The sequence below is a fragment of the Limnovirga soli genome, assembly GCF_013106755.1.
GTDB lineage: Bacteria > Bacteroidota > Bacteroidia > Chitinophagales > Chitinophagaceae > Limnovirga > Limnovirga soli.
Genome location: NZ_WHPF01000007.1, coordinates 39,227 through 65,553, shown reverse-complemented (window position 1 = coordinate 65,553; position 26,327 = coordinate 39,227). Strand labels below are relative to the sequence as shown.

Below are 26,327 nucleotides of genomic sequence, written 5' to 3'. Positions count from 1 at the left end.
CAATGATTAATTATTCAGCACTTGTAGTTTCCTGCTTTTTGGCATAGGCCATTAAAAACAGGGCGCCCAGGTTTTTGTGGGGTGGCACATAATCGTCGAACAATTCGTTTTTACCCAATGTTTTTGACAAACCAGCCCATAACTGAGGCCAGTTAAGGTCTTTACCCTGCCGAAGGGTTTCGAGAATGGTATAAATCATGGGGTGGTTTACCAGGCCACTGCCCGTTTGTTTAGAGGCAACAATTTGTGCGGTTGGACAAATTTTTAAAATTTGATCCAGACTTTGATAAGCGCCGCAACTACCCAACAATACCACTTTGGCACTAGGCACCAGCTGATCGATGGTAGATGGCAACCAGTAACTATGCCCACGATGAATGATGATGGATGGATTGATATTATTATCGAACAAATACTGGTCAAGTTTTGACTGGGCTTCGGCATCCAGATTTTTAGTTTCGTCTAAAGGTTTATTGGCATAAATAACAACGGGAGTGCCTTTTGTAGAACTTACGGTAATCCATTGATCGTTGGAAGTGATTTTCCAGTTAGCATTACTTACGCTACCTATAAACCCATTAAATACAGTTTGTCCATCTTTATCACCATAAAAGAATTGCTGCACAACAATTTTACCAGAAGCAGTATCCTGTAAATTTTTTAACGGCATAAAATATGCAGGTGGAATACCCAGCGTAGCTGCTATATCAATTTTATCCGGTGCATCCAGTGAAAGAAATAAATTGTAGAGAATATTATAGATATCCGTTGCTTTTTTATTGGCAGTACGTTTGGCTTGTTGCAGGTTCAATTGCACCTGATTAAGTATTAGCTTACGAAGCAAACTATCTTCAATACTGGCATATGAATTGGCCACATCTACTGCATCTTCCAGACTACCGGATCGGTCGAGCCCATTTACAAAAGCCTTCATTAATAATTGTGCGTTGGCCGGCTCCATTCGTTTTAGAAAGTCATCCAGTGTATTGTAGTTGGCAGCCATTTTAATCCATTTTCTAAAATGATCGAAACGCACTTTCATTAACAAAGAATCGCTTTTGGGATTTGCCATACGTTGCCAAACCCGTGGATAAACACCACGTACATAGCTGGAAGTGTACATGACTTCTTCGCCGGTAATGGCCATATAGTACAAATCTTCGGCGCCAAAAGGTTGCAGGCTTTTAAACCGCATATCATCTGGCAATTCGTGTAAACCATTAATGGTATTAATAAAAGGATCAATAGCCTTTTTTTGCAGTTTCGCATACAGGCTATTTATACCCATAGGCGTATCTTTTAACCGAAGCCTGTCGGCATAATCTATGGCCGTCTTTACCAATAGCTGATAATAAGCTATATCGTTATCCAGAACTTTGTTGATTTGATCTACAGTTAATTTACCCTTATAAATATTATCAAGAAAAGGGAACAACTGCCGCCCGGATTTTAGCTGCGCCATTTGGCTAATTACATGCACCAGCGTATCTGTATGATTACGGATTTTATTCCCTAAAGCATTGGTGGCAGCAGCATAACTATATAAGCCTTCCGGATCTCTTCGGGCCAAAACAGCAATCAGGCTATCGGCAAAGGGTAAATCGGGTTGCTGGCTAAGTACGGTAAACACTTTGTTGCGGTATTTATCGCAGTACTTTAGCAATACTATATTTTTACAGGCAGCGGCGCCGGTATTATCAGCAAAAGCAATAGTATTAATAATAATATTTCCTACTTCGTAGGGATAATCTGCTACCAGCATTTCAATAGATTGTTGATGTAGTTCCTTATACATACAGCTATTAAAAGCTGTTACAATTTGCGGTAACAATGAAAAGGGTAATGAATCGTATTTACAACCTTTTAAATAGGCATTCAGGGTTTCATTAAGGCCGCGAAGCATTTTAATTTTAGTATTATCAGAGGTAGTACTATCAGCCTCTATAGAATCCTGTATATTTTCAATCTCAATAGTGGCAAATTGTGTAATTTCAATATTGAGAGATTCATTACTGGTAGGTGTAAAAAGGTTATCGTCTACCCCATCGGACAAAAGGATTTTTTTTTGTGTTGCATTAATGGCATCATGAAAAAACTGCCGGGCTAAAGGGATATTGTTTTTAGTAGATTGAGCCTTACCAAACAAGCAAATGCCAGCCAAAAAAAATAAGCTATAAATTTTTTTCATCTTTTAATAGTGTGTTTCTCAACTTTAACCTGAAGGCAAAGCTAATTATATATCATCGCTTAACAATAAGATAATGCCGTAAGCATGCCAGTGTGGATTTCTAAAATTATTTTTGTGTAAAGGAATTGTTAAACAGTAAATTAGGTTATGAAGGTATTAATTGCAGATGACGAAAGGGATATTTTAGAAATCATCAGCTATAACCTGGCTAATGAAGGGTACGAAATTTATACTGCCAAAGACGGTAATGAAGCGCTGGATATGAGCCGTAAAATTCATCCCGACCTTATTATTCTTGATATAATGATGCCTTATAAAACAGGTATTGAGGTGTGTGAAATATTAAGATCTACCGATGAGTTTAAAGAATCCCTGATTATATTTTTAACAGCCCTTAATGACGAAACTTCCCACTTAAAAGGTTTTGAATCTGGTGCAGACGATTATATAAGCAAACCCATCAGCCCCAAAGTACTTGTTAGCAGGGTAAATGCTTTATTTAGAAGAACCAATAAATCAACAGAACAAAAAATTATCAGCATAGGCAATTTGGTGATAGACCCGGATAAGTTTATGATTGCCATTGATGGTAAAGATATTACCCTTGCCAAAAAAGAATTTGAATTGCTTTATTTACTGGCATCAAAACCAGGCCGTGTATTTCTTAGACACGAAATTTTAAATACAGTTTGGGGTCAGGATGTTATAGTTGGCGACAGAACCATCGATGTACATATTAGAAAAATAAGGCAAAAGTTAAATATGGATTGCATTACTACGGTTAAAGGCGTTGGATATAAATTTATTTTGAATACCACAAGCCCTGTAAATGCCAACGATTAAATCCCTGTAAACCCGCTTCTACAGAATTTCTGCTGCCAGCAATAAATAAAGTAAATTGCATAGTTAATATTTACTTATACAAAATGTTGCGTAAGCATGTTAGATTTTAAGAATTTATCGCCCAATAATTTATCTTTTTTTACTGCACTGGCACTCTCATTGCCCGTAGGTATTGCCTTTTATTGGATAAGCCAAAACTGGTATGCAGGCATTATTGCATTTGCTATAACATTGGTAGGTAGTTATTTACTCATCAGGTTTGTGTTAGACTCATTTATATACCGCAAAATAAAACTCATTTATAAATTTATTTACTTAACCAAAGCCAGTAAAAAAGAAGAAATGTATTACAAGTACATTCTTCCCAAAAAAAGTATTGATGAAGTAAGGCAGGATGTAGAACAATGGGCAGAGCAAAGAAAAGCTGAAATAGAATTATTAAAGAACAACGAGATTTACAGAAAAGAATTTTTGCAAAATCTTTCCCACGAATTTAAAACACCCATTTTTACCATACAGGGTTATGTAGATACCCTGTTAAACGGTGCCCTTGAAAACCCCGCAGTAAACAGAAAGTTTCTGGAAAACGCCTCACGCAATGTAGACCGTATGGTGAATCTGATTAATGATCTGGATGAGATTACCAAACTGGAAAGCGGAGAGCAACCCTTATACAAGGAAAATTTTATTATTCAGGATTTATTAAAAGATGTTTTTGAAACACTGTCTATTAAAGCCGCCAGCCGCAACATGAAATGCCTTATTAAGAAAGGTTGCGAAGTGCCTCTATATGTTTTTGCCGATAAAGAAAAAATTACCCGTGTACTAATTAATTTGATAGAAAACGGTACCAAATATGGCAAACAAGGTGGCAGCATTGTTGCCAGTGTGTATAATACCGACGAGCACCGGGTACTTATAGAAATTAGCGATGATGGTATTGGCATTGCAGAAGAACACCTGCTGCGCATTTTTGAACGGTTTTACAGAACCGACAGAGGCCGCAGCCGTAATGTAGGCGGTACGGGTCTTGGCCTTTCTATATGTAAACATATTATTGAAGCCCATGGCCAAACCATACATGTTCGAAGTACTATAGATGTAGGTACTACCATTGGCTTTACATTAGAATCAAGAAAAGATTAACAGGGCGTTGCCCTAACGGGCCGGGCTTTTCGCTGCAAGTCCTCGCTGTGCTGCGGGCTTTACGCTACAATCCCTAACGCAATAAATTATTACCCTTTTTCAGCTGCCATAAAAACCAACCGTACAAGAGTGCGACGCAAGAGACGATGCTACATAAACATTTTGCCTGGCCAATAATAGTTGGCATTTACATAGTACATACGCAAAGGTTTAACGGGAGGAATAAAAAAAGGTCCTGGTAGAAACCTGGACCGTACACATGAGAAAATCTGATTGCTTGATTTTTTTGTTTCCCCGATTGCAATGCAAAAGTGCTTGTTTAATGTAACTAAATTGTAAAGGGAATAATACCCTTGTATTAATAAAAATGCCACCAGTAATTGGTGGCATTTTTATTAAGTTGCTTATATATCTATAACGATAAATTAAGTTTGCTCCAACCTTTCCACCAATCAGCATCAGCACTGCCTGTTGGGCCTACGGCACCACGGTAAGTAGTTGGTGTTAAACCAGTTAATTTAGCGCTGCTAAAGCTGGCGCCAGTTAATAATGGTGAACCATCCTGTGGGGTAAAATCTGGTGCAGCATAATTGTAAGGTGCAGCCAGTTTAACTTCGTCGTTTGTAGTTAAAATACTGTTACCAAATGATGGTGTTAAGAACCAGTTTTTGGCTGAGTCTACATTCCAGCCAGTAGGTGAGCTTACACTTACTGCATAGTTTACAGGTGTTGCACTACCAGATACAATAGAGCTTTGAATATATAAGGTATTTCCTCTGATATTATTATCGGTTGGGGTTCCTTTACTTGCATCAATTAATACACCGGTAGGATAACCCATGATAACCGAGTTAAAAATGGAGATGCTGGAATTTCTGCGGATTTGTGCACCGGCAAGAAATAAACTGTTGCCAATATTGGTAAGGTTTTGTCTTGGACCAACCACTGTGATATTGCTATATACGCCCTGAGTTTGTGGCAATAAGGCACTACCATTTGCATCGTTATCGCTTTCAAAAGATTCGCTTTTAGAAATATCGGCAACCGCAGAATCTCTCATTACAATACCCCATTGTACTTTTCCACTCCAGCCATTATCGGTATCAAAATCATCATCCAAAGTGCTGATCATAATAGTATGTTTCAAGCTTACAGCACCCCCAAAACACTCAATAGCATCGTCGTTTGCTTTAAATATTTCTATATAATCAATAACTGTAGAATTTCCTACACCAGCCAATGTTAACCCATTCAACTCATTATCGGGCAGATAAGCATAACCTGCATATTCAATACGTACATAACGCAATACACCAGAATTATCTGCATCATTAACACCACCATACAAACCTAAACCTTCGGCGTTGTTAACACCACCTTCTACTGAGCCCACACCTGCAACACCATTATAAGAAGAGTTGGTTTTTGCATTACCCAGAATTACAATACCACCCCAATCTCCACGCTGTGGGCTTGATTGATCTGAAGTAAATACTACAGGCTTATCTTTTGTGGCATCGGCTATAATTTGGCAACCTTTTGTAATAACCAAAGTACCTCTTGATGTAGCACCTTTCTCGCCATGAATTACTGTACCTGGCTCAATAGTTAATTTAGCACCATTTACCACATATACAATACCACGGATTTTATACACATAATTTGCTTTCAATGTTCTGTCTGAAGATATTTTACCTTCCAATATGGTATTTTCAGAAAGAGTAGTTGTATCTGAACCACCACCTACATTAATCTGAATAACATCCTCCTGAATTTTACGGCAGGAGCTTACCGCCAATGTTAATCCTACAGCAAAAAGAATCAGCTTGTTCATTGTTTGAATTTTTATTTTAAAAAGTTTATTTGATAATTATTTTATGTTGTACACAAAAGAAATACTAACACCGGTTCCATATCTTCTGGCCAGGGCCAATGCATCCAGCCCGGAAGTATATTTTTTATTGTCATTCAGATCATGATAGAAATAGGCTTTTCTATTAATAAGATCTGTGATGTTTAATTTTACCTCACCCTTATTCTTCATTAGCTTTTTAGCTATCTGCAAATCCAGTAAAGGTCTTGGCGCTTCCCATACAGGTGGCAATTGCTCATTACCTACATATATAATTCTACGGCCAACCTGGTTAAATAATAAGGTAGTGTTTAATCCAATTTCTTCTACATCGTATTGTAATCCGGCATTCAACACATATGGCGACTGACCCTGCATTGGCCTGTTTAATACTGATTGATTAAAGGTTACGCGGTTATAGATAAAGGACATGTTACCCTGTGCAGTAAACCTTCTCATACCGGGGATAAAATCCAGCTTCTTTCTAAACTCAAATTCTGCACCGTAAGATTTTGCGCTAAGTTGATCATTATCCACATAATTAAATATGCTGGAAGAGCCTGCACCAGATTGGTTAAAAGCCAGCTCAATTGGGTTTTTAAAGTATTTATAAAAAACACCTACAGTAATTAATTCACCTGGTTTTTGGTATAACTCATAACGTACATCCAAATTGGTAACTTTTGTTCTAACCAGATTAGGATTACCAATAATGGTAGCACCTATTTCAAAATCATAGAAGGCAGTACCTGTTAACTCTCTAAACTCGGGCCTTATTACAGTTTGTGAACCAGCAATACGCAAGTTGGTTTTGTTATCCAGTTTAATGGTAGCATTTACAGCAGGTAAAAAATCTCCTGTTTGGCTATGGCTGTAACGGGGATCTATTTTGTATTCGCTACCTACCAGCTGGTCAAAATTTTCATAACGGCCACCCCAAACTACCCTTAACCAATCGGTAAATGCGTTATCAAATTGCAGATAACCTGCATTTAAAATAGAGTTGGCTATATAGCGGAAGTATATACCGGTAATTTCATCAAAGTGTAGTTGATTTTGAGCTGTTCCAAAATTCTCAGCTGCAAATAATTGTGTTGGGTCTAATGCTTTTAAAGCCGGATTATCAGATGGTAATGAAACAGAGAACGGACGGGAATCAAAAATCCTGTCTTTCACCTGCAGGTTATAACCAGCTTTAATGGTTTGCTTTCTATTAAATAAGGTAAAGTTATTAGTGATATCGCCACCTGCATTATAAATATAGTCGTTCAGGTTGGAATAAAATACACTACCTGTTTTTTGCGATAAGGTATTAGATAATAAGGCAAGATAAGGAGCATTAGCATCACCTGCCGCCTGATTATATTGTATACGGCGCTGCTGTGGTACATATTGGTCAAGAATACTAAAACTACCAAACCAGTTAAGCTTAGTTTTTAATCCCGGAAAATTATGTTCACCATTCACCTGGGAATTAAAAAAGGTATTATTTCTAAAACCATATTCGTATGCTTTCACATTTTCACCTACAATCGCATCTGACTCATAGTCTTTACCAGTTCGCAACGTAGTAAAATCCGATGTATTAACGTTTAACAGGTTTCTGAAACTAATTTTGTTATTAGCATTAAAACGCATGGAAAAATTAGCCAGTGCACCCCACAATACATCCTGTGTATATTTATTATTATGGTAATCAAAAGAAGCTTCGGCTTTGCTGTCGTTAATATTAAATAACCTGTTATCAAAATCAAGGTTTCTTACCGATCTGTTATAGGTTAGGGTTACCACGCCGCCTATATCTTTCTTAAACAGTTTTGTAGCAAAACCACTATTCATTTGAAAAGATTGGCCTAAACCAGCAAATGCACTGCTATTGGTATTATAACCCCAACTTTTAGCAGCTACTGTTTTACCCAATGCAATTTTATCTTCAGCACTTACCGATCCAAAATTGTTTTTAGTAGGAAACCCATCAGGCAGTGCCCTTGCACCATCATCAAAACCCAACCAATCAATTTTACCACCGGTATAGCTATTAAAATCTTTACCAATGGTGTTCGTATTAAAATTGGTGCCAAACTGCACATTCAAAAAACCTTTGGTAGGAATATCACGGGTATTTACCTGTATTAGGCCACCCGCCCACTCAGCAGAATATTCAGGTATAAATGTTTTGTTTACAATAATATTTTCTACAATAGCTGATGGGAAAATATCAAAAGAGAATGTTTTTCTGTCAGGCTCGGTACTCGATAACAATACCCCATTTAACATAGCCTGGTTATAGCGGTCACTTAAACCACGTACAATAATATAACGTCCTTCCTGTATAGATAAACCCGTTACACGTTTCAATGCCTCACCTGTATTCTTATCCGGAGAGCGACGAATGGCTTCTGCAGAAATTACCTGAGCTACTGCGCTGGTATTTTTCTGAAATTGTATCAACGCATTGGTGCTTTCTTTACGGGCTGATGTTTTAACGGTAACACCCTGCAAGTTATTAGTTTTAGCAACCAGTGTAACATTGTATTCATTAACAGATGCAGCAATAGCTTCTACATCAGTTAAATGCTTTGTGGCAAACCCAACTGCTGTAATTTCAATTTCAAATTTCTTATTTAAGGCAATTACCAGGGTAAATTTTCCCTCTGCATCGGTAGATGTACCTACGTTTGTACCAATTACTTTAATATCAGCGCCTGCTACCGGGCGGTTACTTTCATCCACAATTTTACCGGCTATTTTACCTGTTTGGGCAAAGAGTATTTGGGTTGATATTACAAAAATCAATATAAGAGCAATGTATTTAACATATCTCTGTGCTTGCATGTGTTCTAATTTTTGCAAAGGTGCAGCCGGTATGTTATTCCCATATTAACACAAGGTTAAGCAATTGTTACCTGCATATTACCTAAATGTTAACAAAGCAAAACCCATCAAATAATTTAAAATAAAATACATATTGATTTAGCCAGCAATCTCTCCCGTGGCAGCTTTACTTGCCACGCCCGGTTCAGGGTTCCTCCTTTGTGGCAGCAAGAAAGCCAGAATATTTCCATTGCAGGTTATCTCGGAATGGCAATTAAATAACTTGCTTTCAGGCATTTTATGCAGTGTTACATATTCAAATCTCAATAAAACCAATACAATTTATTTGCATGATACAGTAGTGATAACAAAGAGTTTATTACATTTATCCCAATCGTTTAGAATTAGTTAGCAAACTCATGCAACAAATAACAGAGATAGAGAAATTAGACAACCCGGTATGGTATGCACTCTCAGAAAGCCACCGAGCTTTTGCCATATCTAACAATAATGTACAATTCTACCAACCAAATTATTGCCCTTTTGGCGCTTTTACCCAACAGGAAAATATGACTGAGGCATTGGCAAAATATGCCAACCTTACCAATAATTTTTTTATGGTAGGGCAAAAACCCATTTATCCAAACAGTTTAACCTTGCAACAGGAATTGGTTTGCCTGCAAATGATAATAGAACACCCCATTAGCATTACTATTAGCACCGAAATTAGATTATTAACCGAAACCGATATGCCAGCATTGTTTAATCTGGTAAACCTGGTGCAGCCCGGCTATTTTAGAAAGGATACTGCAGCTTTGGGTAATTATTATGGCATTTTCCAAAATAAGGAGTTGGTAGCGGTAACCGGAGAACGAATGCAACTGAATGCATTTATAGAAGTAAGTGCAGTGGTTACACATCCGCATCATACACGTAAAGGGTATGCAAAACAACTGATTACCCATACGGCAAATAATATATTTGCACAGGGGAAATTGGCTTTTTTACATGTAGCTGCAACCAATACTGGTGCTATTGCCTTATACGAATCACTAGGTTTTACTTCCAGAAGAAAAATAAGCTTCTGGCATTTGGCAGGTGCCTGAAATGAGTTGATTTGTAATTACATTACTGTAAAGGACAAATCCCTTTTACTTATTCTTTACAAAAAATTTGAACCAGCTTACCTGATATTTCAATTACCAAGTCTATTAGTTAGTTGCCCATGGCCCAGAATGCATAAGTGTGTGACACAAGCGGCGATGCCATATATTCTTTTGCTTGTAACCAAATACCACTTAGCTATTTTTAGAACCTATACTGCATACGCAGGGTAAATACATTGTCTTTGACATTGTTGGTATATCCACTTAGCTGTGTATGTTCATTATTTACCCAATTGTACCAGGCTACTACTTTAAGGTTATCATCAAAATAATGAATATAGCCGGCACCCATGGTATTATATCTTATATCGGCCGCTTTTGAACCATTTGCCTGACCTATTTCACCAGCACTTAGTTTGGTATTGGGATCGTACCAATCGTATTTTATACCAAGTTGGTTGTGCTTATCAAAGGAATGCAGCAGGTAAAGAAAAGCACCATTAAAAGGTCGTATATAATATGGCTCGGTTAATAATACTGCCGGTGTTTCAGTACTGCTGGCATTGGCTGTTTGTGTACCCCACCAATACTCTGCCCTTAACTCTGTAGCACTATTGTTGGCATGAAGCCATTTTAATTGTGCATCGGCTCCATAATATTTTCTGGGCAGCCTGGTACCCACTTTTGAACTTGTAGAATCTTCTGTAAAGCCAGTAACCCCATTAACGGTAGCAATATTGTATACATATTTATTATTTTGTATAAATCCGCCGTTTAAATAGGAAATACCAGTAGAAAACAAAAGGCTTTTGTTAAGATGAAAGGGTTTGGCATTTGCCCTTATTATAAAATCTTTATAAGAATCATAATCCGCCGTGGCGGCTAGCCCCTGACCATTAAACAAACCTGCATCTATTTTTACATAATGCAACCAGTTGTTGCGGCCACGGGGTTCAAGAGATATCATCGCTCCCATATCCCTTTCGGTTTTCATAAGAATTTGAGACATACGGCCTCTTTCAGGAGATTCCCTATCGGATGAAGATAAATTTAGCTCATAGCCAAATGGGCGTGCAAACATTCCTGTAGACAGCGAGAATAATTTTAGGTTATTTTCAAAAACCCGGCCCCAGAAGTCCCGGATAAATACCCCACGCTCTGTGCCATCAAATTGAAAAACGAACTGAACAGAAGGTTTTGTATTGTTGCTAAAATGTACATAATCGAACCTGATTCTACCACGGCGCAACATAAAACGATTATCTACATTGGTGGCAAAATCACCCCCTTCGAAAGACTTTGCACCCTTTGCCTCTACCTGTTGATATTGGGATTGAATATAACCCCCAATTTTAATATGATCATATTTCTTATAAATAGAAAGCAAACCCTTACCTACATCTTTGGTAGTATCAACCATATCCATAAGAAATTGAGCCTGAGCCATTTGAATACTTACAGCCTGAAAAACAAATAACAGCAAAACCAGTTTTGTTAACAATAATTTCATAAAATGATAATATGCGCAAAGGTATTAATTGGATTTTCTGCTATATTATCAAATTGTTAACAAACCGTATCAGGTGGCAACACAGTACCAAAGGCTGATACTTTTGCACAAAATTTTAAAGTATGGCACTTAATTTATTTAAGTTTTTTTCGCCTAAAGACAAGGTTTTTTACTCCTTATTTGAAGAAGTGGCGGAAACTGTTGCCCAAATGGGAGCAGTATTAAATAAAGTAGTTAATGAACCGGATTTTGATAAAAGAGGTGCATTGATTTCTCAGCTGGAAACAATGGAACATACCAACGACGATCTTACCCATAAAGTATTTACTGAGTTAGGCCGCAACTTTATTACTCCTTTTGACAGGGAGGATATTCACTCATTGGCTAATGCACTTGATGATATTGCCGACTATATATATGCTGCTGCAAAAAAAATCAACTTCTACAGGGTTAACCCTAACGAAATAGGTATTCAAAAAATGGCCGACCTGGTTGAGCAAAGCTCTTTACAAATTAGAAACGCAGTAATGGAATTGCGCAACATGCGCAATATGCGCCAGATTACTGATGCTTTGGTAAAAGTTAACAGTATAGAAAACCAGGCCGACGATGTGTATGATTTAAGCATTGACCGCCTGTTTGAAACCGAACCAGATGCAAAAGAGGTGATTAAGAAAAGAGAAATTTATCATGCCATGGAAACTGCAACTGATAAATGTGAAGATGCCGGCAATGTAATAGAGTCCATCATTATCAAATACGCGTAATACCTCGCCTCAGTGGTATACATGCAGACATAAATTTTTCTAAGCATAACTATATTGTTTTTATGACCATATTACTTTTTGTAATTATAGTACTGGCAATAGCATTCGATTTTATTAATGGCTTTCACGATGCTGCCAACTCCATTGCTACAATTGTATCAACAAAAGTACTTACCCCTTTACAGGCTGTAGTGTGGGCTGCTTTTTTCAATTTTGTTGCCTATTTTATTTTCAGAGATCATGGTGTGGCCAATACTGTTGCCAAAACTGTACAACATGGGCAATACGATTTAGTGGTGGTGTTGGCTGGTGTACTGGCAGCTATTTTCTGGAACCTGCTTACCTGGTGGTATGGTATACCATCTTCCTCATCACATACGCTAATTGGTGGTTTTGCCGGGGCTGCGGTTGCACATTCCGGTTTTGATGCCATTAACTGGTCGCTGGATGGAGGCATTAGCTTAACCTTATTATTTATTTTACTGGCACCCATTGTGGGTATGGTGATATCTATGTTTATTACCCTGGTTACCATACAGAAGAATATTTGGGTAAAACTCTCCATAATTATTGCGGTTGTAGCATCCTGCTTAATTTTCATCGATTTTAAAAAGCCATTTGAGTTTTGGGCTTTGCTGGTATTGGGTATTGTATTTGTTCTTACTTATTTATACAATCACCTGAAAGGGGAAAATGCCTACAAAACTGCCAATATGTATAAAAAATTGCAGTTGGTATCCTCTGCTGCGTTTAGTATTGGCCATGGTGGTAGTGATGCGCAAAAAGTAATGGGTATTATTGGTGCAGCTATGGTGGCAAGTAACTATATACCTTCTATGGAGCAAATACCTGCTTGGGTACCGTTGACCTGTTATACAGCCATTGGTTTGGGTACCTTAAGCGGCGGGTCTAAAATCATTAAAACCATGGGTACCAAAATAACCAAGGTTACGCCATTGGAAGGGGTTTGTGCAGAAACAGCTGGTGCAATTACTTTGTTTACAGCCGCCAACCTGGGGGCACCCGTTAGTACAACTCATACTATTACCGGTTCTATTATTGGGGTAGGTGCTACCAAGCGTTTAAGTGCTGTACGCTGGGGTGTTACCTTCTCCTTAATCTGGGCCTGGGTACTTACCATTCCGGTTAGTGGTGTATTGGCAGCCGGTATTTATTACTTGTTGAAATTATTTATACACCAGTAATGTGAAGTGCAGGCAGTATACCATTTTTTGCCAGCCAAAGTATCTAACTGCACAAGAGTGCGACGCAAGTACAGCTTAATTATTAAATAACAGTTGGGTTAACACATAAAAAAAGCCCCGTTTTAAAAACGGGGCTTTTTATTTTAAATAAACCTGTTTATCAGGTTTTCCAGGTATTCCTGTTTACCGCTTATTACTGCCGGCTCTCCATTGGCAGCTGCGTAATTTTTCAAATCGGTAAGAGTTAATTTACCCGCTTCAAAATCGGCACCTGCACCAGTATCAAAAGAGGCATAGCGCTTTGTTTTTATATTGGCATATTCACCATGCTGTAAAATTTTATCGGCCACTACCAATGCCCTTGCAAACGTATCCATACCGCCAATATGTGCATAGAACAAATCAGCAGGATCGGTTGAGTTACGACGAATTTTTGCATCGAAATTAATACCGCCACCTGCAAAACCGCCGCCTTGTAAAATAATCAGCATGGCTTCTGTAAGTTCATTCACATCATTTGGGAACTGATCTGTATCCCATCCATTCTGGTAATCCCCACGGTTGGCATCAATACTACCCAGCATTCCTGCATCGGCTGCTACCTGTAGTTCGTGGGTAAAAGTATGTCCGGCCAAAGTAGCATGGTTAACTTCTATATTAAGTTTAAAATCATCCATTAATCCGTATTGGCGTAAAAAACTAATTACGGTAGCAGAATCATAATCGTATTGGTGTTTACTAGGCTCACAAGGCTTTGGTTCTATAAAGAAGGTACCAGTAAAACCATTGCTGCGGGCATAATCTTTTGCGGTATGTAAAAAACGGGCCAGGTGTTCCTGTTCGCGTTTCATATTGGTATTTAATAAACTCATATAGCCTTCGCGGCCACCCCAAAAAACATAGTTTTGGCCACCTAAAGCCATGGTAGCATCCAGTGCAAATTTTACCTGTGCACCGGCATGTGCCAATACATGAAAATCAGGATTGGTAGATGCGCCGTTCATATACCTGCGGTGAGAAAACAAATTGGCTGTACCCCATAACAATTGAATACCGCTGGCCGCCTGTTTGTCTTTAGCATAAGCAGTTAAGGCCTGTAAACGTCTTTCATTTTCGGCCAAATCGTTGCCATAATCTACTACGTCAACATCATGAAAACAATAAAATGGCAGGTTTATTTTGGTCATAAATTCAAAAGCCGCATCCATTTTATCTTTGGCTCTTTCAACTGCATCGGCTTTATTGTTCCATTCAAAAATATGGGTGCCTTCGCCAAAGGGGTCGCCACCGGTATTACAGAAAGAATGCCAGTAAGCACAAGCAAAACGCAGGTGCTCTTTCATGGTTTTACCGGCAATAACTTTGCTTTCATCATACCAGCGAAAAGCCAGTGGATTATCAGTAGCAGGGCCTTCATATTGTATTTGGCCAATGCCTTTAAAAAATTCTTTTTCTCCTAGTAGAACTGACATAGTTTGTAGTTTTAAATGATAAGTGTTTTATAATAAAAGTAATGGCGAAACTGCTTTTTTGTACCCGGCTTTATCGCATATCCGGGGCTTTACTTGCGTCGCACTCTTGTACGTTCGGATAATTAATTCAGCTATAATTCTTTTAGCAAATACTGCTTCCATTGCTGGTAAAGTGCTTCATATTCTTCTGCACCTGTAGGTTCAATGGTTTGCAGCCGCTGCATATTGCTAAAAGCCTCCTTTGCATTACTAAAGATATTGGCGCCAATACCGGCACCCAATGCAGCACCTACACTGCCATCGCAGTTATACAATTCAACTGGCGTTTGGGTAACATTTACAAAAGCCTGTGCAAATACATCACTTAAAAACATATTGGCTTTACCGGCACGTATTACGGCAGGTTTCATTTCGTTTTCGCGCATAATATCCAGCCCATACCTAAATGCAAAAGCAATTCCTTCCTGTCCGGCACGGTATATATGTGCAGGAGTGTGTTTATTTAAATCAATATTTTGCAAATGGGCCCCTACCATTTTATTATTCAGCATACGCTCTGCGCCATTACCAAATGGTAAAATAGATAAACCATTGCTACCTGGCGCAATTGCGGTTGCGGCGGCATTTAATTCGGCATAGCTCATGCCGGCACCAACTGTTTTCTTTAACCAGCTGTTAAGTATGCCTGTGCCATTTATACATAATAATACGCCTATACGTCTTTGCGCTGCAGTATGGTTTACATGGGCAAAACTGTTTACCCTTGATTGCTTATCATAAGCCAATGAATCGCTAACCCCATAAATAACACCCGAAGTACCAGCCGTAGCTGCCACTTCGCCCGGCTCCAATACATTTAATGATAATGCATTATTTGGCTGGTCGCCGGCTTTATAGGTAACCGGAATACCGGGTGTTAAAGAAAGCAAGGCAGCCATATCGGCCTTAAGCTGGCCATGAGAAGAAAAAACCGGTTGTATGGTGGGTATGCAATCATCACTAAACTCAAAATAATCCATTATATCGCGGGAAACTGTTTCGGTATTAAAATCCCAAAATATACCTTCTGATAAAGAGGAAGCACTGGTGGTGATATTTCCAGTTAACTGCATTGCCATATAATCACCGGGTAACATCAGTTTATCAATTCGTTCATAAACTGATGGTTCGTTGGCTTTTACCCAGGCCAGTTTTGCAGCAGTGAAATTACCGGGAGAATTAAGCAGGTGCGATAAACACTTTTCTTCGCCAATGGCTTTAAAAGCTTCATCGCCATATGGTACTGCACGACTATCGCACCAAATAATGGAATCCCTTAATACCTGCTGGTTTTTATCAACCAATACCAACCCATGCATTTGGTAAGCTATTCCAATGGCTGCAATATCAGCTGGATTATAGGCTTTAGTAGCATGTGCCTTGGCCAATGCCTGTTGCATATATTGCCACCAGCTTTCGGGTGATTGCTCAGCCCAGCCGCTTTGCAGGGAAGTAATAGATGCTTCCGTTTCGGGGTATTGGGCAGATGCCACTGCCTGTTGCGTTTGTGCATCTACCACAGAAACCTTTATGGAAGAAGTGCCTATATCTATACCAAGTAATAACATAATGGTAACTGCCCGCCGGGCAAATGTTAATCGTTAGAAAATTATTTTACTATCTGCTAAATTATTTCTGTATGGGCAAAAACTCATCCACTTTATTGTTGAAAAATACAACTATTTTAATAATATTGTAGTATGAGAGCATATTTAATGGTTAATATAGTGCAGGAATGAAACCGATTATAGAAAAACTAACTTTAACTGAGAATACTTCATTTGTGGCTCGTACCTATCGTACGCCTCAGTTTGAAGTGCCCTGGCACCAGCATATAGAATACGAACTTATTTTATTTACCGAAGGGGAAGGTACCAGTTTTGTAGGTAATTATGTTGGCGAGTTTAGCACCGGCGATATTTATTTTTTGGGCAGCAATTTGCCTCATACGTTTCAAAAAGCCACTAAAGAACTTATTACCAGTGCGGTGGTAGTTCAGTTTCGTGATGATTTTTGGGGACAGCATTTACTGGGTTTACCCGAAAGCAGAGAAATTAAAGCCTTGCTGGATATTGCCTGCCAGGGTTTAAAAATAAAAGGCGATTGCAGAATACAGTTGGCCCCATTTATTGAAGAACTTGAATTTGCAGAAGGGTTTGAACGTATAATTCTATTAATGGAATGCCTGCAGCTGATTGTTAAAACCAAAGAATTTGATACAGTGTCAACTCAGGAAGTAAAAGAGTTTAACACTAAAAACAAAGAAAGGATTGACAGAATTTACCAATATACCATTACCCGTTTTCAGGAGCCTGTTACACTGAATGAAGTGGCTGCACATGCCAGAATGAGTGTGCCTGCTTTTTGCAGTTATTTTAAAAAAAGCACCAAGAAAACCTATATTGATTTTTTAAATGAAGTGAGAATTGGCTATGCCTGCAAACAATTGATAGATACCCAAAAATCAATTGAAGCCATTTGCTACGAAAGTGGTTTTAATACCCTGGCTAATTTTAATAAACAGTTTTTGAAAGTGAAAAAAACTACTCCATCGCGGTATAGAAAGTATTTTATTAAAAATGCTACCGGCATGTAAGCTGCCTAATAATCAGAAAGTACAAGAGTGCGACGCAAGTAAAGCTGCATCAATTTCATTTGCTTGGCCAATAACAAGTATTTGAAAAAAAAGCCTTCAACATATTTTGCTGAAGGCTTTTTTTATATGCTTTACTAAGCCAGTGGTGGCCCATCTTTTTTTATACCTACTCTATATAGCATAAATGCCATAGCCGCAAAAAATAGTGCGCCTAACAGAAAATAGCCTTCTTCGCCGGCTATTCCAGATAAACTACCCTCCAGATTTACCGAATTAAGAAATTGCTCCCCTGCACTTGTACCAGATAAAAAGGCAATTAATACACCGGCTATGGCACCACCTGCTACCAATCCTGTAGCAAATAAGTTGCCTTTACCGAGTTCTTCCTCTTCGGCTACAACGGTAATATTGGCTTTCTTTTGTTTATTTTCTACCAAACCTCTAACCGCACCGCCAATAAATATGGGTAAAGTAGTACTTAATGGCAGGTAAGCACCAACGGCAAAACTGAGTGATTTTATACCGCAAAGTTCCATTACTACTGATAGAAATACACCTACAAAAATATATTGCCAATCCAGATTTTGAGATAGGATTCCCTTTATAAGCGTTGCCATTAAAGTGGCCTGTGGTGCAGGGTATTTATCGGTACCAATAGCATGTTGAACACCCTGCGCCATCATTTCGGTGGTGGGTTTATCTAAGAATTTTACGGTTAAGCCAATTACAATTGAAGATACAATAGCGCCCACAAATAAAGCTATTTGCTGGTTTCGTGGCGTGGCGCCAACAATGTAGCCGCTTTTTAAATCCTGCGAAGTGGCGCCGGCATTAGCGGCTGCAATACAAATCATACCTCCCACTACCAGAACCAATGGCTCGGCCGATTGACCCGTCCAGCCAACGCTTAAGAAAATAAGGCTGGTACCCATTACTGTGGCAATGGTCATACCGCTAATGGGATTATTGGATGAGCCGATTAAGCCCACAATGCGGGAGGAAACAGTAACAAACAATGCACCAAATAATACCACCAACACACCCACCAATAAGCGGGCAATAATGCTATCGCCGGGTATCTGTGGTAAAAATGTGATCAATGCTATTAAGCCAAGACTACCAAAGCCAACCACTTTTAAGCTAAGGTCTCTTTCTGTTCTAAGTATACTGTTGGCACTGCTGTTTCTACCTTCTTTTATAGAAGCAACACTACCTTTTACTGAGCTGATAATGGTAGGGATGGTTTTTATTAAGGTAATAATACCGCCGGCGGTAACCGCACCGGCACCAATCTGGCGAATAAATGCATAATATACCGCCGCTGCATAATTGCTAAAAGTATGTGTGGCAGGATCCCAATTACCTTGTCCACCGGCTGTAGTTAACGATTTTAAATAGCCCAGCTTTACCAGCTGACTGGCAATGGTATCTGCAGGTACAATGGAAGCTAATAATGGAATAAATACCAGCCAGCTTAATACACCACCTGCCACCAGCACCCCGGCAATACGAAAACCAATGATATAACCAACCCCAAGATATTCAGGGGTAATTTCTCCTGCCACACGGGCCGAAGGGAAAAATTTATTGGCTTGCTTTGTGGCATAATAGGGCACTTCGGCAATGATGTGCAATACTTTTTGCAGCAAGGCATAAGAGAAAGCAACACCCAAACCCCAAAAAGCGGTTTTGGCAAAGTCGCCACCTTTTTCGCCGGCTTTTAGTACATCTCCGCAGGCTGTACCTTCGGGGTAAGGCAGGTTATCGTGTTCATTCACAATAAGGGCGCGGCGTAAGGGTACCATTAATAAAGTACCCAGTAAACCACCTACAATGGCCAGAATAAGGATGGTTAAATAATTAAAATAGGCAGCACTATCCGGCGAGGATAAAAATATAAAACCGGGTAAGGTAAAAGCCACCCCGGCAGCAATGCTTTCGCCGGCCGAACCTGTGGTTTGAATAATATTATTTTCAAGGATAGTGGTTTTTAAAAACCGACGACCCAGTGTTATGGCTATAACGGCAATAGGTATAGAAGCAGAAACAGTAAGCCCGGCTTTTAATGCCAGATAAACTGTAGCGGCGCCAAATATTATTCCAAATAAACTGCCTACCAGTATAGATTTTACGGTAAGTTCTTTCATATTTGTTTCGGGGGCAACAAATGGCTTAAACGGTTTTTTAGTACTCATGCATCATGGTTTAATTTTTAAATGTAAGGCATTTGTTTTTTTAGTGCTTATTTTTAGTGTATTCATTTTTATGCAGCGTATTTTTTATTTGTTTATTAAAGTATGGGTACGGTTATCGCTATTGATTTTCTGTAAGAAGATCGTATTTCATAACCCTGGGCAGTTAAGGGCAAAAGGACCTTTGCTAATTGCCGCTCACCACCCCAATTCATTTTTTGATGCCATATTGATAGGCGCATTTATGCAGCAACCGGTGCATTTTATTACCCGTGGCGATGTATTTAATAAAAAATGGGCCCGTGCCATTTTACGACAATTAAATATGATGCCCATTTACCGCATCAGGGATGGAAAGGAAAAGCTTTCGTTAAACCAGCAAACATTTAATCAATCAGTTGAAGTTTTAAAAAACAATGGTATTGTATTAATATTTGTAGAAGGCCTATGCGAGCACCAAACTACTTTGCTGCCACTAAAAAAAGGAGCGCCCCGTATTGTACTAAGCTGCTGGCAACAAGGTATACCTGCGCAGGTACTGCCTGTTTGGTTAAGATACCATTCCTTTACACAGTTTGGCAAAAATATAGAGATTAGTTTTGGGCAAATGTTTGGCGAATCTCTAACTAACGGCACCACAAACGATGGTGCCATTATTAATCAAATTAACCAGGAAACCCATAGCCAGTTAGCACAATTATATCTTATACAGCATTTATTTACTACCATAGGCAATACCCGGCGTTATTTGCTGGCTTTACCAGCGCTTTTAGGTTGGATGCTACATGCGCCATTGTATATACCTGTGCGGGCAATAATATGGCCGCTTACCCGTAAAGACATTCATTTTGATAGCGTAATGTTTGGCGTATTAACCTTTGTTTATCCTTTCTATGCAGGTATGATTGCGCTGATAATTTCTTATTTCACCACTGGTTATTATGGCATTTTTGCATTGCTGGTTATGCCCTTGCTGGCCCGTTGTTATACGATATATAAAAAATAATATGAGCCCGGCTGTGGTAGTATAAATTGGCTTTACTTGCGTCGCACTCTTGTGCTGTTAGATATAGTGGCAGCAAAAAACAAGCTACAGTGCCTGCGCATAAATGGTGTTTTACACTACGCCATTTTTAATTGAGGTTAAGTATAATGGATGACCCCGCATTGCAGAGTAGCATTACCGAACGCACAAGAGTGCGACGCAAGAGTAGCTGACCTTAGCACCATTGCCGGTAACCAAAAATTATCCTAGCTTTTTAGTGAAAATATTTGTGTGGCCGCTTTTCGGGAAGGAATGTAGGCGGCTAGTAACGCAACCGTAATTACAGTTACAGCTACCAGCAAAAAATCTGCACCATACATTTTTACCGGATAATAATCAATAATAAAAGTATTGCCCGTTAATTGAATAATATGAAACTGTATTTGCACCATACAAATTATAAATGCGAGTAATAAACCTGCACCGCCACCTACCCCCGCAAGTACCAACCCTTCTGACAGAAAAATACGTTGTATACCCCCTGCAGTTACACCCATGGCTTTTAGCACTGCTATATCTTTTTGTTTTTCCAGCACCAGCATGGTTAAGGCGCCAATCATATTAAACGAAGCCACTATTAATATCAGGGAAAGAATGCCATATATAACCCATTTTTCTACCTGCATAATACTAAACAGGCTTTTGTTTTGCTCGTACCTGGTTTGAACTGAATACTTACTACCCAATATACCGGCCAGCGCCTGTTTTACGGCAGACTCTTTTGCATTGGGGGTTAGCGCAATTTCAACACCGCTAAACTGCTGCGGGGCAAGATCGAGCATATACTGCATAAAGGCCAGGTTGGTAAAAGCATACTTATCGTCAAACTCCTGCTGCACGGCAAATACGCCGGCTGTTTGAATATTGTAGGAGTGCATGGCATCCATGCTGCTAAAGTTGGCGGCTTTACGGTTGGGTAAATAAATAATCAGATTGGCCAGTGTATTTTCCGGATCGGCACCCACGGCATTGCTAATGCCGGTACCCGCAATAATTGCCGGTGCTTCTGAAGTGCCTAAATTATACTCACCACGCTCTATATGTTTTATCAATCCGTTTACAGTAATATATTGCTCATCAACACCCTTCATAACAGCAATGGTTTGATAATCGCCATTTACCAAAACGGCTTTCTCTTCAATATAGGCGCTATAATGGGCTACACCGGGAATAGTTTCTATTTTTTGCAGTACATCAGGCGTAAAGTCAATAAATTTTCCGGTGGCGGGGCTAATTCTAATATCAGAATAAAAATCGCTGTAAAGACCCTTTACCAAATCTTCAAACCCATTAAATACACTTAATACAATAATTAAGGCAGCTGTACCTACGGCAATGGCCAGCACACTAATCCATGCTATAATATTAATAGCATTGGCCGATTTTTTAGACCTGAAGTATCGCCAAGCAAAAAGCCAGTTCAATGGTAATAATTAAATTGTATTAATAAATATAGCAAGATGGAAAGATACTATAGCATTCATTAGTTTACACACAAAGTACCTAAAATAAAAAATGCCTAATAAAAGGCATTTTAATTATTTACATTACCTGTGCTTTATCGTCTGTTAAAGCTTCGGTTTCTACGGTAGAATGTTGTTCCTCATCGTGCTTTGGGAAAAACTTTTTTTGCCATAATAATAGGGCTATCACACCGGTTGAAATAGAAGCATCGGCCAGGTTAAAAACGGGTCTGAAAAATTCAAAATCCTGACCACCCCAAAAAGGCACCCAGGTGGGGAAAGTGGTATCTTTAATAATGGGGAAGTACAACATATCTACCACTTTGCCATGCAAAAAAGATGTATATCCACCTGTTTCGGGCAAAAATTGTGCTACCAAAAAAGTTTGACTATCGCTAAACAATAAGCCATAAAACATACTATCCAGCAAATTGCCCAACGCACCTGCATAAATAAGTGCAGCACAAACAATAAATCCTTTATGATACCCTTTACGCACAATATTGCGCAGGTAAAAAGTTCCAAAAATTACGGCTACCAACCTAAAAAGTGTAAGTATTATTTTGCCAAAATCGCCACCAAACTTCCAGCCCCAGGCCATACCTTCATTTTCTACAAAGTGCAGCTTGAACCAATCTCCCAAAATAACATGTTCTTCCGCCAGATAATAGGTGGTTTTAATATAAAATTTCAGTGCCTGATCGGCCAATAATATTAAAATAATAATAAGCGCAACGTATTTACCCTTCACTGTGTTAGTATTTTCGGGCAAAGATAAGGGAATTGGTTACTGTGCCATTGAACTTAACAAATGCTTTAATATGGCCTTGCCCAACTACAAAAAAATGGTTATATACAGGCTTTTGTATAAATAAATTTAGGTGCCAGTCGGTGGTAATGCTATTAGACATCCTTGCGTCGCACACTTGTACAGTAGATTTTACAGCAGCAGAAAACACAGCGTCATTAAATATTTTATATCCCCATCATTTAATCTATACACCCCATTTGTAAAACTGCTAATTTCGATTTGGGTTAACAACTAAAAATATTGTAATATGAAAAAACTGCTGTTTGTGGTGGCACTATTAAACATAGTTCTAAATTCCTGTGCCCAGCAGCCGGCTGCTGCCTATAAAAAAATGGAGGTAATGATCCCCATGCGGGATGGAGTTAAATTGTTTACCGCCATTTATATACCCACCGAAACAACAGAAAAATATCCATTCTTAATACAAAGAACCCCATACTCCTGTGCGCCCTATGGCGAAAATAACCTGCGCAGCCGTCTGGGGCCAAACAGTTTATTTGCCAGCGAAAAGTTCATTTATGTATACCAGGATGTTAGGGGCCGTTATATGAGTGAAGGTAATTTTAAAGAAATGACCCCTTATATAAAAAACAAGAAAACAAATAAGGAAACAGACGAAAGCTCAGATACCTATGATACCATTGACTGGCTATTAAAAAACATTGATAATAACAATGGCAATGCGGGTATTTATGGTGTTTCATATCCTGGCTTTTATGCCACCGCCGCTTTGCCAGATGCACATCCGGCATTAAAAGCGGTGTCACCGCAAGCACCGGTAACTGATGAATTTGAGGGAGATGACGCCTACCATCGTGGTGCCTTTTTTTTAATGGATAATTTTGGCTTCCTTAATTTCTTCGATCATCCAAGAACAGGTCCTATAAAACAGTACCCATTGGTAAACAGTGATATAAATATTGAAGATGCCTATTCATTTTACCTTACTACCGGTGCCCTGAAAAACTTTAATGAAAACTATTTCCATAATAAAAGCCAAATATGGAACGAGTACCTGCAACATAATACTAAGGATGAATACTGGCAGCAAAGAAATAGCAGAACTTCCCTATATAATATTAAGCCGGCTACGCTGGTGGTTGGTGGTTGGTTTGATGCAGAAGATATGTTTGGCGCCCTGCAAACCTATCAGGCAATAGAACAGCAGAATAAAAACAGCAATATGCTTGTAATGGGGCCTTGGACGCATGGCGCCTGGGAAAGTAAAGAATGGAACCATTATGCCGGTTACCAGTTTGGCGCCAATGTGAACAGCTATTTTCAAAAAATGGAGTTAGATTTTTTTAATTATCACCTCAAAAACAAAGGCACCATTAATGCAGGTGAAGCAACTGTATTTATTACCGGCACTAACCAATGGCAATCGTTTAGCCAATGGCCACCCAAAGAGGCCAAAAAGCAGGTTTGGCTGTTAAATGAGCATCATAATTTATTACTGGCAAAAGCAGCTACAAGGGGTAGGGATGTATATGAATCTGACCCTGCCAACCCGGTACCCTATATTAATAAAAAAGCTGGCGACAGACTAAATGAGTATTTGGGTGCTGATCAAAGTTTTGCAGCTAAAAGAAGCGATGTTGTATATTATGAATCGGCCGTTTTGGATAAGGACATTACACTTTGTGGACCGGTTATAGCCAAGCTTTTTGTAAGTACCACCGGTACCGATGCAGATTTTGTGGTTAAAATAATAGATGTATTGCCCGATGAAGCACATACCCAGCAGCTGGTTCGTGCTGAAATATTAAGGGGCAAATTCAGAAATAGTTATGAAAAACCAGAACCATTTACACCGGGTGTAATTACACCTGTAAATCTGCAGCTGAATGCTACCGCACATAGTTTTCTAAAGGGTCATAAAATAATGATCCAGATACAAAGCAGCTGGTTTCCGTTGGTAGATAGAAACCCGCAGCAGTTTATGAATATTGCAGAAGCCAATGATACAGATTTTAAAAAAGCCAGCATTACTATTTATCACGATGCCCAGCACCCTTCTGCTATAGAAGTATTGGAAATGCCCTAATGATAGCATCTATTATTGGCTTTTATTGGCTGCTTTTTGTTATGGAGTACAAGAGTGCGACGCAAGTAAAGCTGAGATACCATTTAAATGCCGGGACAAAAATTACCAGGTACTATGGTACAAACTGGTTTAAGCATATGGCGACTACCACATTACGCTACAGGGTAAAAGAAAACAGCATACTGGCCCGGATGGCAGCATTAATACTGGGTGCGGATAAGGTTGCCATTGTTTTGGGTGTTACCATACATTTACACCACACCGGAAAAGCGGAGTTTTTAGCCAATAAGCCTTGGTTAAGACATGAATTGATGCATATTGAGCAATATGCACAGCATGGCAGTGTATTGTTTATTGTGCTATACCTTTCGCAAAGTTTAAAAAATGGGTATTACCATAATAGTTTTGAAGTAGCTGCAAGGCGGGCAGAACATATTGAACGGTATGAAACTGCTTTTACAATGACGGATTAACCCATTCTAATTCACCAACAGCATAATCTTCATTGGTAGCTGCAGTAACACTTAGAAAACCATTGGCATCAACACTTTGAATGGTACCACTAAACAGAATATTGTTCTTCTTCAGAGTTACAGTTTCGCCTTTTTTATACAAATAGCCGTTGTATGCCTGTACAATTGGGGCAATACCTTCCCTTTCAAGTTGTGAAAACGCTTTCTCTATATAGGTACATAATTCTTTGGATAGGTTAACAGGATGAAAATTTTTGCCGGTAATTTGTTTAAGAGAAACCGGATTGGCGATATTATTCTCAAAATTGGTTTGATTAATATTGATACCGATACCTACTATGGCCCACTGCCATTCCTTACCACGGATGATATTTTCTATGAGGATGCCGCCTGCCTTTCTGTCACGCCAGTATAAATCGTTTGGCCATTTAATAAAAGTTTCACAAATAGCATAAGTGGTAAAAAATTCATGTACAGCCAATGCGATGGCCATACTTAGTCCAAATTGAGCGGATACAGCTAAGTTATTAGTACGCAGTATTACCGAAAGCACAATATTTTGTCCTGCGGCAGAAAACCATTGTTTACTACGTTGACCCTTTCCTGCTGTTTGGTGGTGGGCAAAAACAGCCATGCCATGTGTTGCAATTCCTTGCTGAACAAGTTGCATGGCATAGTTGTTGGTACTTTCAATTTCGTTTAATTCGATGAATGGGTTACCGATGTTGCGATTGGTAGAAGTATCAGGCAAAGAATTA

General features: G+C 39.0%; 19 protein-coding genes. 9 read left to right on the top strand and 10 right to left on the bottom strand.

The window, feature by feature from the left end; translation table 11 throughout:
• Window positions 1-10: 10 nt before the first annotated feature.
• The gene (locus GD597_RS10885) at window positions 11-2,188 is read right to left on the bottom strand and encodes a BACON domain-containing protein (protein WP_171607890.1); all 2,178 of its coding nucleotides are present in this window, start codon (window positions 2,186-2,188) and stop codon (window positions 11-13) included.
• 147 nt (window positions 2,189-2,335) lie between these two features.
• Here GD597_RS10885 and GD597_RS10880 point away from each other — a divergent pair, with 147 nt between their 5' ends.
• Both GD597_RS10880 and GD597_RS10875 read left to right on the top strand, forming a co-directional pair.
• A complete protein-coding gene (locus GD597_RS10880; RefSeq protein WP_171607889.1) occupies window positions 2,336-3,031 on the top strand; it encodes a response regulator in 696 nt (231 codons plus the stop codon).
• A 96-nt stretch (window positions 3,032-3,127) separates the two neighbouring features.
• Entirely contained in the window at window positions 3,128-4,177 is a 1,050-nt protein-coding gene (locus GD597_RS10875; RefSeq protein WP_171607888.1) for a sensor histidine kinase, read from the top strand.
• 412 nt (window positions 4,178-4,589) lie between these two features.
• Here GD597_RS10875 and GD597_RS10870 read toward each other — a convergent pair whose 3' ends face one another.
• Entirely contained in the window at window positions 4,590-6,011 is a 1,422-nt protein-coding gene (locus tag GD597_RS10870; protein WP_216368568.1) for a hypothetical protein, read from the bottom strand.
• A 36-nt stretch (window positions 6,012-6,047) separates the two neighbouring features.
• The gene (locus tag GD597_RS10865; RefSeq protein ID WP_171607887.1) at window positions 6,048-8,864 is read right to left on the bottom strand and encodes a TonB-dependent receptor; all 2,817 of its coding nucleotides are present in this window, start codon (window positions 8,862-8,864) and stop codon (window positions 6,048-6,050) included.
• Between the two features lie 398 nt (window positions 8,865-9,262).
• Here GD597_RS10865 and GD597_RS10860 point away from each other — a divergent pair, with 398 nt between their 5' ends.
• Window positions 9,263-9,949, top strand: a complete 687-nt coding sequence (locus tag GD597_RS10860; RefSeq protein ID WP_171607886.1) for a GNAT family N-acetyltransferase — start codon at window positions 9,263-9,265, stop codon at window positions 9,947-9,949.
• Window positions 9,950-10,151: 202 nt separating this feature from the next.
• Here GD597_RS10860 and GD597_RS10855 read toward each other — a convergent pair whose 3' ends face one another.
• Entirely contained in the window at window positions 10,152-11,459 is a 1,308-nt protein-coding gene (locus GD597_RS10855; RefSeq protein WP_171607885.1) for a porin, read from the bottom strand.
• A 122-nt stretch (window positions 11,460-11,581) separates the two neighbouring features.
• On the opposite strand from GD597_RS10855, the gene GD597_RS10850 reads away from it, so the two are divergent.
• Both GD597_RS10850 and GD597_RS10845 read left to right on the top strand, forming a co-directional pair.
• Window positions 11,582-12,226 carry a DUF47 domain-containing protein gene (locus tag GD597_RS10850; RefSeq protein ID WP_171607884.1) on the top strand — a complete coding sequence of 215 codons (645 nt, stop codon included), beginning with the start codon at window positions 11,582-11,584 and terminating at the stop codon, window positions 12,224-12,226.
• Between the two features lie 62 nt (window positions 12,227-12,288).
• On the top strand, window positions 12,289-13,431 hold the full coding sequence (locus tag GD597_RS10845) for an inorganic phosphate transporter (RefSeq protein WP_171607883.1): 1,143 nt from the start codon (window positions 12,289-12,291) through the stop codon (window positions 13,429-13,431).
• A 143-nt stretch (window positions 13,432-13,574) separates the two neighbouring features.
• Here GD597_RS10845 and xylA read toward each other — a convergent pair whose 3' ends face one another.
• Window positions 13,575-14,903 carry a xylose isomerase gene (gene xylA, locus GD597_RS10840; protein ID WP_171607882.1) on the bottom strand — a complete coding sequence of 443 codons (1,329 nt, stop codon included), beginning with the start codon at window positions 14,901-14,903 and terminating at the stop codon, window positions 13,575-13,577.
• Between the two features lie 131 nt (window positions 14,904-15,034).
• Complete coding sequence (locus GD597_RS10835; RefSeq protein WP_171607881.1) at window positions 15,035-16,510, bottom strand: xylulokinase; 1,476 nt, start codon at window positions 16,508-16,510, stop codon at window positions 15,035-15,037.
• Window positions 16,511-16,677: 167 nt separating this feature from the next.
• On the opposite strand from GD597_RS10835, the gene GD597_RS10830 reads away from it, so the two are divergent.
• Window positions 16,678-17,538, top strand: a complete 861-nt coding sequence (locus GD597_RS10830) for an AraC family transcriptional regulator (protein ID WP_171607880.1) — start codon at window positions 16,678-16,680, stop codon at window positions 17,536-17,538.
• 134 nt (window positions 17,539-17,672) lie between these two features.
• On the opposite strand, the gene GD597_RS10825 is transcribed toward GD597_RS10830, so the two are convergent.
• Window positions 17,673-19,733, bottom strand: coding sequence for an OPT family oligopeptide transporter (locus GD597_RS10825; RefSeq protein WP_171607879.1), 2,061 nt, complete (start codon window positions 19,731-19,733; stop codon window positions 17,673-17,675).
• A 70-nt stretch (window positions 19,734-19,803) separates the two neighbouring features.
• On the opposite strand from GD597_RS10825, the gene GD597_RS10820 reads away from it, so the two are divergent.
• Window positions 19,804-20,736, top strand: coding sequence for a 1-acyl-sn-glycerol-3-phosphate acyltransferase (locus GD597_RS10820; RefSeq protein ID WP_171607878.1), 933 nt, complete (start codon window positions 19,804-19,806; stop codon window positions 20,734-20,736).
• A 245-nt stretch (window positions 20,737-20,981) separates the two neighbouring features.
• Here GD597_RS10820 and GD597_RS10815 read toward each other — a convergent pair whose 3' ends face one another.
• The gene (locus tag GD597_RS10815) at window positions 20,982-22,199 is read right to left on the bottom strand and encodes an FtsX-like permease family protein (RefSeq protein ID WP_171607877.1); all 1,218 of its coding nucleotides are present in this window, start codon (window positions 22,197-22,199) and stop codon (window positions 20,982-20,984) included.
• Window positions 22,200-22,317: 118 nt separating this feature from the next.
• Window positions 22,318-22,989: a lipoprotein signal peptidase gene (locus tag GD597_RS10810; protein WP_171607876.1), complete on the bottom strand. Its 672-nt coding sequence runs from the start codon at window positions 22,987-22,989 to the stop codon at window positions 22,318-22,320.
• A 307-nt stretch (window positions 22,990-23,296) separates the two neighbouring features.
• Between GD597_RS10810 and GD597_RS10805 the strand changes: the two genes are divergently transcribed.
• Together GD597_RS10805 and GD597_RS10800 are read left to right on the top strand one after the other, a co-directional pair.
• Window positions 23,297-25,096 (top strand): CocE/NonD family hydrolase, encoded by a 1,800-nt coding sequence (locus GD597_RS10805; RefSeq protein WP_171607875.1) that lies wholly within the window; start codon window positions 23,297-23,299, stop codon window positions 25,094-25,096.
• Window positions 25,097-25,233: 137 nt separating this feature from the next.
• Window positions 25,234-25,569 carry a DUF4157 domain-containing protein gene (locus tag GD597_RS10800; RefSeq protein ID WP_171607874.1) on the top strand — a complete coding sequence of 112 codons (336 nt, stop codon included), beginning with the start codon at window positions 25,234-25,236 and terminating at the stop codon, window positions 25,567-25,569.
• Here GD597_RS10800 and GD597_RS10795 read toward each other — a convergent pair.
• Entirely contained in the window at window positions 25,553-26,320 is a 768-nt protein-coding gene (locus tag GD597_RS10795; RefSeq protein WP_171607873.1) for a biotin--[acetyl-CoA-carboxylase] ligase, read from the bottom strand. The two genes, GD597_RS10800 and GD597_RS10795, sit on opposite strands and share 17 nt — an antisense overlap.
• Window positions 26,321-26,327: the final 7 nt, after the last annotated feature.

Bases quoted from the DNA above. Each gene is read 5' to 3' on its own strand.
- GD597_RS10805 (WP_171607875.1), top strand. From the start codon at position 23,297: ATGAAAAAACTGCTGTTTGTGGTGGCACTATTAAACATAGTTCTAAAT.
- GD597_RS10845 (WP_171607883.1), top strand. From the start codon at position 12,289: ATGACCATATTACTTTTTGTAATTATAGTACTGGCAATAGCATTCGAT.
- xylA (WP_171607882.1), bottom strand. From the start codon at position 14,903: ATGTCAGTTCTACTAGGAGAAAAAGAATTTTTTAAAGGCATTGGCCAA.
- GD597_RS10855 (WP_171607885.1), bottom strand. From the start codon at position 11,459: ATGAAATTATTGTTAACAAAACTGGTTTTGCTGTTATTTGTTTTTCAG.
- GD597_RS10800 (WP_171607874.1), top strand. From the start codon at position 25,234: ATGGCGACTACCACATTACGCTACAGGGTAAAAGAAAACAGCATACTG.
- GD597_RS10880 (WP_171607889.1), top strand. From the start codon at position 2,336: ATGAAGGTATTAATTGCAGATGACGAAAGGGATATTTTAGAAATCATC.
- GD597_RS10885 (WP_171607890.1), bottom strand. From the start codon at position 2,188: ATGAAAAAAATTTATAGCTTATTTTTTTTGGCTGGCATTTGCTTGTTT.
- GD597_RS10835 (WP_171607881.1), bottom strand. From the start codon at position 16,510: ATGTTATTACTTGGTATAGATATAGGCACTTCTTCCATAAAGGTTTCT.
- GD597_RS10870 (WP_216368568.1), bottom strand. From the start codon at position 6,011: ATGAACAAGCTGATTCTTTTTGCTGTAGGATTAACATTGGCGGTAAGC.
- GD597_RS10850 (WP_171607884.1), top strand. From the start codon at position 11,582: ATGGCACTTAATTTATTTAAGTTTTTTTCGCCTAAAGACAAGGTTTTT.
- GD597_RS10875 (WP_171607888.1), top strand. From the start codon at position 3,128: ATGTTAGATTTTAAGAATTTATCGCCCAATAATTTATCTTTTTTTACT.
- GD597_RS10825 (WP_171607879.1), bottom strand. From the start codon at position 19,733: ATGAGTACTAAAAAACCGTTTAAGCCATTTGTTGCCCCCGAAACAAAT.
- GD597_RS10830 (WP_171607880.1), top strand. From the start codon at position 16,678: ATGAAACCGATTATAGAAAAACTAACTTTAACTGAGAATACTTCATTT.
- GD597_RS10860 (WP_171607886.1), top strand. From the start codon at position 9,263: ATGCAACAAATAACAGAGATAGAGAAATTAGACAACCCGGTATGGTAT.
- GD597_RS10820 (WP_171607878.1), top strand. From the start codon at position 19,804: ATGCAGCGTATTTTTTATTTGTTTATTAAAGTATGGGTACGGTTATCG.
- GD597_RS10865 (WP_171607887.1), bottom strand. From the start codon at position 8,864: ATGCAAGCACAGAGATATGTTAAATACATTGCTCTTATATTGATTTTT.